At 76.4% G+C, this 10,774-nt stretch carries 14 protein-coding genes; 4 read left to right on the forward strand and 10 right to left on the reverse strand.

The features are described 5' to 3' along the window. Nucleotides 1–387: tRNA (adenosine(37)-N6)-threonylcarbamoyltransferase complex transferase subunit TsaD (locus tag RI554_08340; protein ID MDR9392019.1), on the reverse strand; the 387-nt coding region annotated here is incomplete at its 3' end. A gap of 54 nt (nucleotides 388–441) precedes the next feature. Here RI554_08340 and RI554_08345 point away from each other — a divergent pair. After that, nucleotides 442–1,707: a methyltransferase gene (locus RI554_08345; GenBank protein ID MDR9392020.1), complete on the forward strand. Its 1,266-nt coding sequence runs from the start codon at nucleotides 442–444 to the stop codon at nucleotides 1,705–1,707. Here RI554_08345 and thrB read toward each other — a convergent pair. Then, nucleotides 1,670–2,575 (reverse strand): homoserine kinase, encoded by a 906-nt coding sequence (thrB, locus tag RI554_08350; GenBank protein ID MDR9392021.1) that lies wholly within the window; start codon nucleotides 2,573–2,575, stop codon nucleotides 1,670–1,672. The genes RI554_08345 and thrB overlap by 38 nt on opposite strands. A 9-nt stretch (nucleotides 2,576–2,584) precedes the next feature. Beyond that, nucleotides 2,585–4,081 (reverse strand): NAD(P)H-hydrate dehydratase, encoded by a 1,497-nt coding sequence (locus tag RI554_08355; protein MDR9392022.1) that lies wholly within the window; start codon nucleotides 4,079–4,081, stop codon nucleotides 2,585–2,587. 120 nt (nucleotides 4,082–4,201) lie between these two features. On the opposite strand from RI554_08355, the gene RI554_08360 reads away from it, so the two are divergent. Continuing rightward, nucleotides 4,202–4,522, forward strand: coding sequence for a hypothetical protein (locus RI554_08360; GenBank protein MDR9392023.1), 321 nt, complete (start codon nucleotides 4,202–4,204; stop codon nucleotides 4,520–4,522). 58 nt (nucleotides 4,523–4,580) lie between these two features. Here RI554_08360 and RI554_08365 read toward each other — a convergent pair whose 3' ends face one another. From RI554_08365 to pyrE, 7 genes are read right to left on the reverse strand one after another with little or no spacing between them, the layout of a single operon-like run. Next, a complete protein-coding gene (locus tag RI554_08365; protein MDR9392024.1) occupies nucleotides 4,581–5,546 on the reverse strand; it encodes an aldo/keto reductase in 966 nt (321 codons plus the stop codon). Nucleotides 5,547–5,567: 21 nt separating this feature from the next. After that, on the reverse strand, nucleotides 5,568–6,635 hold the full coding sequence (locus tag RI554_08370; protein MDR9392025.1) for a hypothetical protein: 1,068 nt from the start codon (nucleotides 6,633–6,635) through the stop codon (nucleotides 5,568–5,570). Beyond that, nucleotides 6,632–7,258 (reverse strand): hypothetical protein, encoded by a 627-nt coding sequence (locus RI554_08375; protein MDR9392026.1) that lies wholly within the window; start codon nucleotides 7,256–7,258, stop codon nucleotides 6,632–6,634. Before RI554_08375 ends, RI554_08370 begins: the two co-directional genes overlap by 4 nt. Further along, entirely contained in the window at nucleotides 7,239–8,492 is a 1,254-nt protein-coding gene (locus RI554_08380; GenBank protein ID MDR9392027.1) for a YibE/F family protein, read from the reverse strand. The genes RI554_08375 and RI554_08380 overlap by 20 nt, the downstream gene beginning before the upstream one ends. Continuing rightward, complete coding sequence (locus tag RI554_08385) at nucleotides 8,489–8,881, reverse strand: transcriptional repressor (protein MDR9392028.1); 393 nt, start codon at nucleotides 8,879–8,881, stop codon at nucleotides 8,489–8,491. The genes RI554_08380 and RI554_08385 overlap by 4 nt, the downstream gene beginning before the upstream one ends. Next, nucleotides 8,878–9,252 (reverse strand): HIT domain-containing protein, encoded by a 375-nt coding sequence (locus RI554_08390; GenBank protein MDR9392029.1) that lies wholly within the window; start codon nucleotides 9,250–9,252, stop codon nucleotides 8,878–8,880. Before RI554_08390 ends, RI554_08385 begins: the two co-directional genes overlap by 4 nt. Before the next feature lie 9 nt (nucleotides 9,253–9,261). Further along, nucleotides 9,262–9,789: an orotate phosphoribosyltransferase gene (gene pyrE / locus RI554_08395; GenBank protein MDR9392030.1), complete on the reverse strand. Its 528-nt coding sequence runs from the start codon at nucleotides 9,787–9,789 to the stop codon at nucleotides 9,262–9,264. Between the two features lie 208 nt (nucleotides 9,790–9,997). On the opposite strand from pyrE, the gene RI554_08400 reads away from it, so the two are divergent. Both RI554_08400 and RI554_08405 read left to right on the forward strand, forming a co-directional pair. Next, the gene (locus tag RI554_08400; GenBank protein MDR9392031.1) at nucleotides 9,998–10,222 is read left to right on the forward strand and encodes a bL28 family ribosomal protein; all 225 of its coding nucleotides are present in this window, start codon (nucleotides 9,998–10,000) and stop codon (nucleotides 10,220–10,222) included. Between the two features lie 140 nt (nucleotides 10,223–10,362). After that, a partial coding sequence (locus tag RI554_08405; GenBank protein ID MDR9392032.1) for a metal ABC transporter substrate-binding protein occupies nucleotides 10,363–10,774 on the forward strand: 412 nt, incomplete at its 3' end.

Raw genomic sequence — 10,774 nt, forward strand, 5'->3', positions numbered from 1 at the left:
GTCCGGGCCGGGGGCGGGGCGCCCGGCGGACGCCAGGTGCCCCGCGAGGTGGTGGACGGCGTGGAAGCGTGCGCCGCGCGACCAGGCGAGCGCCTTGCCCCAGGAGAGCCCCACGAGGAGCGCGCCGACGAGGCCGGGCCCGTACGTTGCGGCGACCGCGTCGACGTCGTCCAGGGTCGCGCCGGCCTCGCGCAGGGCGCGGCGCGCGACGTCGTCGACGACGCGGAGGTGTTCGCGGGAGGCGCGCTCGGGCACCACCCCCCCGAAGGGGGCGTGCACGGCGTCCTGCGAGGCGACGACGTTCGCGATCACCGCGCCCGTCGCGGCGTCCACGACCCCGACCCCGGTGTCGTCGCAGGAGGTGTCGATGCCCAGCACCACGCGCACGAGCGGGACGCTACCACGCCGCCGGCGCGCCGCTGCGCGCGGGTATCGTGCCGCGTGACGAAACGCCGCCGCCCTCCGCGCGCCGGACGCCGAGGACCCCGCCGGACGCCGCCCGCCCCGCCCCGCGCCGAGGCCGGCGGGCCCGAGGGGCCGTGGTCCGAACGCCCCTGGGACGTCCTCGACGTCGCCGGCGTGCGGGCCTCCTGGCGGGTCGGGATGCGGGGGCACCCCGACGTGCCCGACGGGCTGGACCTCCTCGCGACGCGGCTCGCGGAGCGCCGCGACGCGCCGCCGCCGGCGCGGCGTCTCGACGCCACCGGTTGGTTCGGCGTGCCGGCCCGGGCCGCCGGCGGGGGGCAGGTGCTGGAGCGCTCGGCGGCGGCGCTCGACGCCCTCCGGCGCGACGCGGACGCCGACCGCCCGGGGGCGCGCGCCGTGGCGGACGCCGCCCGGGCGGGCTTGGCGTGGGACGCGCCGCCCGGGGCGGCCGACGAGGTGTGGGTCGCGCCGCGTGCCGACCTCGGGACGCGGGCGGTGCACGCCGACCTGGCGGCCGCCGCACGCGCCCTCGCGCCGGCCGGCGTGGCGTGGGCGGTCCTCGACCGCGATCGCGGCGCGAAACGCTACGCGCGCGACGCCGGCCGCTGGTTCGGGGCGGTCGCGCGCGACGCGAAGCGGGGCCGGGCGGAGCTCGTGCGGTTGGCGGCGCCGCATCCGGAGGCGGCCGCCGAGGCGCTCGCGGCGTCGGTGGAGGGGCCCCGCCCGCACGACGGCCCGTGGGCCGCGATCGACGGCGCGCCGGGGGCCGTCGCCCTGCCGGGGACGTACGGCGCCGCGGCGCTCGACCCCGGCACGGCGCACCTGCTGGCGGTCCTACGCGCGGAGGCGGCGCCGTGGCGCGGCCTCCGCGTCCTCGACCTCGGGTGCGGGTGGGGGCCGTTGGCGCGCGAGGCGGCGTCGGGCGGCGCGGAGGTCGTCGCGACCGACGACGACCTCGCCGCCGTCCGCAGCGCCCGCCGCAACGCGCCGACCGTCGACGTGCGGCACGCCGACCTCGCGGCCGACCTCGCGGTGGACGCGCGCTTCGACGCCGTGCTCGTCAACCCGCCGTTCCACGTCGGTGCGGGGGTGCGCACGGCGGTCGGGCGGGCGTTCGTGCGGACCGCCGGCGCCCGGCTCGCGCCGGGCGGCACGGCCTGGGTCGTCGCGAACGCCGCGTTGCCCTATGAGGCGGAGGTCGCTGCGGTCGACGTCGACCTCGAGGTGCATCCGGCCGACGCGTTCAAGGTGCTGGTGGCGCGCCGTCGAAGCGCCCCGTGACGCGGGCGGCGGTCCCCACGTCGGGCGTCAACACCGTTCCCTCGGGCCCCGCGTAGTCGGCGAGGACGGCGTGCACGGCGGGGGCGGCCGCGTCGCTCGTCACGGCGGCGAGCGTCGGGCCCGCCCCGGAGAGGAACGCCGCGTACGCGCCGGCGTCGAGCGCCGCGTCGCGGGCGGCGTCGAGGCCGGGCACCAACGCCCGGCGTTGCGGTTCGTGGATCGCGTCGCGGCTCGCGACGCGCAACAGCTCGGGATCCTCGGTCCAGACCGCGACCGGCCAGAACGCCAAGCGGGCGGCGGTCCCGACCGCCTCGGCGCGCGTGACGACGGGGGACAGCACGTCGCGGGCGGCGTCGGTGGGGACCTCGAAGGCGGGCACGCCGAACGCGATCCGCCACGCCGCCGGCCAGGGGAGGGTCCGTCGCGTCCAGCCGCCGGCGTCCTCGGCGGCGAGGACCAGGCCGCCGTACACCGCCGGCGCGACGTTGTCCGGGTGGCCCTCCAGGTCCGCCGCCAACGCGAACACGCCGTCCCGGCCGAGCGCCCCGCCGTTCGCCTCGTCCCCGAGGAGGGCGCCGGCGACCAACGCCGCCGACGACGACCCCAGGCCGCGGGCGAGGGGGATGGCGTTGCGGATCGAGAGGTGGACGGGCGGCGCCGTCGCGCCGGCCCGCTCGAAGGCGCGCCGGAAGCCCCGGTGGATCAGGTCGTCGGGCCCCGGGTCCAACCGGCCGTCCTCGTCGACGAAGGCGTCGCGGTCCGCGGGCGTCGCGACGACGCGAAGGTGGACCCCGACCGCCAGGCCGAGGCAATCGAAGCCGGGACCGAGGTTCGCGCTGCTCGCGGGGACGACCGCCTCGAGGGGCACCCGCGAAGGCTAGCACGCCTCCGCGAGCGCTTCGCGGGTCGTCCCGAGCGCGTCGGCGACGTCCCCCGCGCGGAGGCCGGAGCCGTGGCGGGCGGCGGCCCGCTCGCCGGCGCGGGCGTGCACCAGCACCGCCGCCGCGACGCGCGCGAGGGCGTCGTCGTGGGGCGCGGCGAGCGCCGCCCCGATCGCGCCGGCCAGCACGTCGCCGGTCCCCCCGGCCGCCATGCCGGGGTGGCCGCCGGCCACCACCCGGACCCGCCCGTCGGGGCTCGCGAGGACCGCGCCGGCGCCCTTCAGGACGACGCCGGCGTTCCAGGTGGCGGCCAGGCGTCGCGCGGCGTCGATGGGGTCGCGCCGCACGGCGTCCGCCGACGCCTCCAGCAGCCGCGCCGCTTCGCCGTGGTGCGGCGTCAACCAACGCCCGGGCCCGCTGGCGACCGCGGCGTGCAGCGACGGGTCGAGGGCGGTCGCGTCGAGGACCGTGGGGGTCGCGTCGCGCTCGAGGACGGCGGCGAGCTCGGGGAGGCGTTCGGCGGCCAGGCCCGGCCCGATCACCTGCGCCGCGCGGTGGCGAGCTGCGACGTCGCTCCAGGCGCGCGCCAGACCCCCGGGGGCGGCGTCGACGACCGGCGTGATCGTCTCCGGCCAGCGGGCCGGGTGGGGGGCGTCGCTCAGGAGCGTCACGAGGCCCGCGCCGGCGCGGTGCGCGCCGCGGGCGGCGAGCTCGCCGGCACCGGCCCAGGCGGGCGACCCCGCGAGGATCAGGACGGTGCCCGCCGCGTACTTGTGCGCGTCGCGCGCCGCCGGCGGCCACGCGCGCGCGGCGTCGGCGTCGCCGGTCCGTTCGGGGTACGCCGCGGGGTCGGCGTCGTCGGGGAGGGCGCCGGCCGGCATGCCGATCGCGGCGACGGGGGCGGGCCCGAACGCGAAGCGGGCGGGCGCCAGGGCGGAGGCGGGGCAGGCCCAGGCCAGCTGGACGGTGCGGGTGGCGCGGACGTGCGGCCCGGGTGGGGTGGCGACGTCGGCGTCGATGCCGGTGGGGACGTCGACGGCGAGGACCGGGACGTCCGCGGCGTTCAGGTGGGCGACGACGTCGGCGAGGGGCCCGCGGAGCGGTCGGTCGAGCCCGCTTCCGAGGAGCGCGTCGACGACCTGGTCGGCGTCGGTCAGGTCGGCCGCGAGGCGGTCGGGGTCGAGGGGGGCGAGGGGGCCGCGGGCGGCCCACGCCGCCCGCGCGGCCTCCGCCGCGTCGCCGCGCGAGCGGTCCGGGTCGAGGGCCAGGACGCGGACGTCGAGTCCGGCGTCGGCGAGGTGGCGGGCGGCGACGTAGCCGTCCCCACCGTTGTTGCCGGGGCCGCAGGCGACGACGACGCGCCGCGGGTCGGTGGCGAGGACGGCGTCCGCGACGGCGCGGCCGGCGTTCGCCATCAGCGTCGCGGCGTCCACGCCCAGGCGGGGGGCGGCGGCGTCGGCGGCGCGGACGGCGGCGGCGGGCACGAGGCGCATGGGGCGATGCTACCGCCGGCCCGGGGCCCACCCGCGGACGTTCGTCCCTGGACGGGCGGGGCGCCGGCCGCCATCCTCGAGTCTCGGGGGCGTCTCTCGCGCCCTGGGGAAGGAGCCCGCATGACCCCGCTCCTCGTGACGTCGCACGCCCACCGTGCGCCGGCGGACGCGTCCGCCGTGCGCGCCTCCGACGAGGTCCGGACCCGCTACGCGCGCGACGCGGCGCGCTACGGCGCACCGATCGCCACCGCGCGCGCCCTGCGCGCCTACCGGCGCGTCCCGGTCGTGCCGGAGCGGTTGGCGGACCGCCATCCCGCCGCCCACCATCGCGGCCTCGCGCTCGCGCAGCTGTTGCGCGAGGTGGGGGTCGACGCCGCCCGCCTCGAGGCGATTCGGCGCGTGCGTCCCCGCTTCGTCGACGACCCGCAGGCCGCCTCCTGACGCGATCGGCGGCGCCGTCAGGCGCCGCCGATCGTCGTTCGTTCGGAGGGGGAGCGCCTCAGGCGTCGCCCGGGTCGCCCTCCAGGATCGCGTCGATGCGCGTCGCGGCGTCGTCGGGCAGCGCCAGGTCGGCGGCCCCGAGGTTCTCCTCGAGCTGTTCGACGCGGGTCGCGCCGGTGATGACCGACGCCACGCCCCCCTTGCGCAGCACCCACGCCAACGCCAACTGCGCGCGCGAGATGCCGAGGTCGCGCGCGACGTCCGCGAGCGCCAGGACGCGCTCGCGGTTCGCGTCGGTCAGGTAACGCTCCGCGAACCGGTCGTGCTGCGCGAGGCGGGCGTCTTCGGGGAGGCCCCCGTCGTACTTCCCGGTCAGCATCCCCATCGCCAACGGGCTCCAGGCGACGAGCCCCACCCCGAGCGCGTCGGTGGTCGGCAGCAGCTGCGTTTCGACCCGTTCGCGGTGCAGCATCGAGTACTGCGGTTGCTCGACGACCGGCGGCACCAGCCCCGCGGCGCGGGCGTAGGCGTGGGCTTCCGCGATGCGCGCGGGCGTCCACTCGCTGGTGCCCCAGTAGTGCGCCCGCCCGCTGCGGACGACGTCGCTGAACGCCTCGACGATCTCCTCGATCGGCGTTTCGGGGTCGTCGCGGTGCGCGAAGTACAGGTCGAGGTAGTCGAGCTCCATGCGCTCGAGCGTCCGGTCGATCGACTCGAGCACGTGCTTGCGCGACAGGCCGCGGTCGTTGACGTCGTCCGACATCGGCCAGAACACCTTGCTGGACAACACCAGCGTGTGGCGCTCGACGCCGATCTCGTGCAGCACGCCCGTCATGGTGCGTTCCCCCTCGCCGCGGGCGTAGATGTCGGCGTTGTCGAAGAAGTTGATGCCCCCCTCGAGGGCGCGTTCGACGATGGCGCGAATGCGGGCCCGGTCCTGCACGCTCTCCCCGTACGTGGTCCAGGCGCCGAGGCTGATCTGCGAGACCTTGAGGCCGCTGCGTCCGACGTTGCGGTAGATCATGTCCGTACCTCCGCGCGCAGCCTACCGGTTCGGCGTCGGTCCGGGTCGGGCGACGCCGTCGGCGTCGTGCGGCGCGGCGTCGCGCCCGTGCCGCGCGTGCCGTACCGCGCGGGCGATCGCCTGCGCGGTCGCGGTCTGGTGGCTGCGGCCGTCGGGGAGGGAGGTGTCGGGGTCGAGGTAGCCCTCCCCGCCGGTGTGGTCCATCGCGCCGAGGTCCTCGACCTGGACGATGCCCTCCGCCTTGCCGCGGTTCCACGTCGACCAGCTCGCGAACCACCAGCGGCCGGGGAAGAACCAGGTCGACAGGCGCGCGACGGCGTCGTTGCGTCCGCGGAGGTGCAGGACGCGCTCGACGCCCTCCAGCGTCCGCGGGCTGGCCAACACCCCCCCGAGCGAGACGACCTGGAGGGGGATCGAGAAGCGCGACGCCAGGACCGGCGCCGCACCGAGCGCCACCTGCCCCCCACCGCTGTAGCCCACCAGCACGACCGGTGCGCCGTCGGCGGGGTCGAAGCCGGCGCGGCGGAGGGCTCGCTCGATGAGGCGGGCGGACCCCTGGTCGTACATGGGGCCGTAGCGACGGTCGGTGGAGACGGCGACCTGCCAGCCGTTGCGGACGTTGATCGCGAACGCCACGAGGCCCGCGAGCCGGCGGCCGTCCCGCTTCCAGCGCAGCGCCCGCCGCCAGAACCACGCGAAGGCGCGTTGGCCGGTGAGCGCCCGGTTCGTGACGGAGTAGGGGAAGACCTCCAGCACCGCCGTGCCCGGGAGGTCGCGGCGGAGGCGCTGCAGGAACGCCCGCTCGAGGGGGGCGAAGGTCTGGTCCTCGACGACGTGGATGCCGGAGAGGAAGACCACCCACGCGTCGTGGGGGACGGGGTGGGGGGGCGGTGCGTCGGCGGGGTCGGACGCCGCGTCGGGTGGGGGTTCCTCGTCGAGGAGCGGTCCGGGGGCGCCGGGGTCGTCGCCGTTGCGTCCGAACCAGCCGGCCCACCAGCCGAGCGTCTCGAGGGGCGCCAGGAGGCCGCTGACGATCCACGTCGCCAACGCCGCCAGCAGCAGCGTCCAGGGGTCGGGGAGGAACGTCACGACCCCCCCACCTCGTCGCGGGCGCGGGCGGAGGCCGGGGTGCCCGCCACCGTCCGCCGCAGCCAGCGCGTGAGGCGCGCGACGGGGCGCCCGACGGTGCGGTGCAGGAGGAGCGTCACCAGCCACGCACCGGCGAGCGCGAGCAGCGTCTCCTGCAGCCCCAACGCGAAGGTGGCGCGGGCGGCGACGGCCACCCCGAGGTACGTCCAGATCGTCAGGAGCGCCCCGATGCCCGCCCCGAAGTAGGGGATGAAGCCGAGGACGGCGAACAGCTGCGGGGCGTGCGCCAGCCCGACGAGGCGGACGAGGGCGGCGGCGGGCACGTCGCGATCGAGGAGCGTCGTCGCGACGAGGGCGAGGGCGCCGATCCACACGAGGATCGAGAGGGTGTAGAGCACCGCGCCGACCGTGAGGCTGGCCGCGAAGCGCCAGGGGCGGACGCGGTTCGCGAACAGCGCGACGCTCTGCGCCAGGGCGGCGGAGAGGCCCGCGAGCAGGAAGATCCACGCCGCGAGCGCGAGCCCGCCGGGTGCCTCGAGGGCGAGGGGGTAGACGGCGGGGTCGAGGCGCAACGCGCCCAGGATCAACTCCGCGGCGGCCACCTCACGCGTCGCGGCGTCCATGGGGGGGATCCGATGGGGGGTCGGGTGCGGCGAACGACGGGGTCGGGGAGGGCGAGCCGTGATCGTGGCCGTGGCCGTGCGTATGCCCGTGCTCGAGCTCGCCCGGCTTCAGCGGGAGGCGTCCACCGCGGAACATCGCGGCGGCGATGAAGGTCGTGAGCGGGACGGCGAGGATGAGGCCGATCGAGCCGACCAGCGTGTGGACGACCTCCGCGGCGATCAGTTCGAGGTTCACCGCCCGCGCGAGCGGTAGTTCGCCCTGCCCGAGGAGGACGAGGAGGGGGAGCGCCGCCCCGGTGTAGGCCAGCACGAGGGTGTTGACGAGGGAGCCGATGTGGTCGCGGCCGACGTTCATGCCGCGCCGGTACAGACCGAGGGAACGCATGTCGGGGTCGGCGTGCGCGAGTTCGCGTACGACGGACGCCTGCACGATCGTGATGTCGGTGAGTGCGCCGAGCGCCCCGATCAGCAGGCCGGCCAGCATCAAACCGCGCAGGTTCACGTCGGGCAGGCTCGCGGCGATCATCGCGGCGTCCTCCGAGCCGTAGCCGGTGAGGTGCGCGAGGTCCGCGGCGGCCACGCCGAGCCCGAGCGTCGCGGCGGCGGCGAGGAACGTCCCGATCAGGGCGGCGGTGGTGGACCAGGAGACGCCGTGCACGAAGTAGATGGCGAGCACCAGGATGCCGCCCACCCCCGCCAGGGAGACGAGGACGGCGTTCGCGCCGCCGGTGATGGCGGGCACGACGAAACCGATGATCAACGCCAGGCTCGCGCCGGTCGCGACGAAGGCGCGGAGCCCCTTGAAGCCGGCCACGGCGATCGAGGCGAGCAGGAACGCCGCGACGAGGCCGGCGAGGGCGGGCCGTCGAACCCAGTCGGAGACGACGTAGCTTCGTTCCGCGTCGGGCGAGGGGGCGTAGTACACCTCCACCCGGTCGCCGACCTCGAAGGGGGGCAGGTCGTCCCCCCCGCCGAACGGTTCCGGACCGGGCAGGTTCGCTTCGATCACGCGGCCGTCGGGGAGTTCGACGACCGCTCGGTCGGCGCGCTCACCGGCGACGATGCGGCGGATCGTGCCCTCGACGTAGCCGATCTCCGCGCGCTCGGCCTGCGCGCCGTCCGCGAGCGGGGCGCCGGGGTCGCCCTGGGCCGCTGCGGGGGGCGCGAAGGCGACGAACAGCCACAGGGCCCACGCCGCCAGGATCGCGCGGCGGGGGAGGGGGCGCGGGCTCACGCCGGGTCGCCGTCGCGGCAGGTGGGGCACACGCCGTACAGGGTCAGGGCGTGGTCCTCGACGGTGTAGCCCCCCGGCAGCGTGACGCCCTCGAGGACCTGCACCGGACAGTCGGCGGCCAGCTCGAAGACGCCGGCGCACAGGCGGCAGCGGAAGTGATGGTGGTGGCCGCGCCCGGCGGGTTCGTAGCGGGTGGCGTCGTCGGGGAGGTGGACGGCGATGACGTCCCCCTCCCGCTCGAGGCGCGCGAGGTTGCGGTACACCGTCGCCATGCCGAGGTTGGGGCGCGCGCGTTTCGCGGCGTCGTGCACCTCGCGGGGCGTGAGGGGGCCGGCCGCCTCCTGGAGCGCGTCGAGGATGGCGCGGCGTTGGACGGTCGCGCGGGTCACGCGGGGTCCGTTCCCCCGTCCGGCCGGGCCAGCATCGGGCCCAACGCCCGACCGCCGAGCAGGTGGACGTGCAGGTGGTCGACCTCCTGGCCGGCGTCGCGGCCGGTGTTGACGATGAGGCGGTAGCCGTCGCCCGCGATCCCTTCGGCCTCCGCGATGCGGCGGGCGACGGTGAGGAGGCGCCCGAGCATCGCTTCGTGGCGCCCTTCGACGTCCGCGACGCCGGGGATCGCCTCGTTGGGAACGATCAACACGTGGACCGGCGCCTGCGGGGCGACGTCCCGGAAGGCGGTGACGTACTCGTCCTGGTGGAGGACGTCGGCGTCGATCTCGCCTCGAATGATGCGGGCAAAGATGCCGTCTTCGCTCATGGGGACAGTCTACGGGCCGTCGGGGGTGAGGTCGCGCATCGTGTACAGCGGGGTGAGCGCGACGCCGGCCTCCGCCAGGGCGTCGCGTCCGCCCGCTTCGCGATCGATGACGCACAGGGCGTGCTCGACGATCGCGCCGCGTTCGCGCAGGTCGCGCGTCGACGCCGCCACCTGCCCGCCGGAGGTGACGACGTCCTCGACGATGCACAGTCGCCGGCCGTCGACGGGTCCGCCCTCGGCGAGCTTGGCGGTGCCGTAGGTCTTGGCCTCCTTGCGGACGAAGAGCGTCGGGAGGCCGGTGCGTTGCGCGAGGATGACGGCGAGGGGAATGCCCCCGGTCTCGAGGCCGGCGAGCGCGTCGGTCCCGTCGGGCACGAGCGGGGCGAGGGCGTCCCCGATCGCGGCGAGGAGCGTGGGGTCGGCTTCGAAGAGGTACTTGTCGAAGTATTCGTGGCTGACCGCGCCGCTGCGCAGGGTGAAGGTGCCGGTGAGGTGCGAGGCGTCGTAGAGGGCGCGGGCGAGTGCGGTGCGGTCCATGGCGGCATCCTACCCGGCGGCCGGTCGCTGGCTTCGCGCCCAGTCTTCGTGCTACACTCTTCACTTGCCGTGCTTCGCACGGGCCGTCGGGCGTCCGCGCCGCGACCGGCCCCGCCCGAACGGGCGAGCGGCGCGGGAGACCACGCACGATGCCGGCGCGAGGGCGCCGTGACACGCGAAGGAGACGACGATGCCCAGGGTGTGCGCCGTGACCGGAAAGAAGACCCGTAGCACCACGACCTCGAAGCGGAAGGGGTCGCCGAAGAAGCGCGGTGGCGTCGGCCTGAAGCAGGTCGGCGTGCACAAGCGCCAGGTGAAGCCGAACCTTCAAAAGCGCACGATCTGGGTGGACGGCAAACCCCAGCGCGTGTGGTTGTCGGCGAAGGCGTTGCGGACGATGGACCCGTCGGTCTTCGTCAATCCCCACAAGTAACCGGACGCGCGCCAAGCGCGCACGAGACGGATCTTCGGCCCCGCTTCGGCGGGGCCGACGTCGTGGGGCGTGAGGCGTGGATCGCGGCGGGGCGACGGAGGGTGTTGACGTCGAGGGGGGAGGGGGGTACGCTCCCCGACATGAGAACGAATTCTCAACATCACTTCCGCCGGGCCCTCCGTTGGGGCGCCCTTCTGGTGGCGTCGGCGACCTTCGCGCTCGCCTCCGCCCAAACGACCGGTCGCATCGTCGTCTCGATCGAGCCGTACCGCGAGGTCACCGAGCGGTTGATCGGTGACGCCGCCGAGGTCGAGGTCCTCCTTCCCCCGGGCGCCAGCCCCCACGCCTACGACCCCAGCCCCCGCGACGCCGCCCGCTTGGCCGACGCCGACATGGTGGTCGTCAACGGCGTCCTGGACGACTTCACGCTCGAGCTCGTCGAGGCCGATCGTGGCGACACCGAGGTCGTCCACGTCCTCGACGCCCTCGGGATCGAGGCGGTCGGGCACGACCACGACCACGGCGACGAGCATGCGCACGAGGACGAGCACG

The organism is Trueperaceae bacterium (assembly GCA_031581195.1).
In the GTDB taxonomy this organism is placed as follows: Bacteria; Deinococcota; Deinococci; order Deinococcales; family Trueperaceae; genus SLSQ01.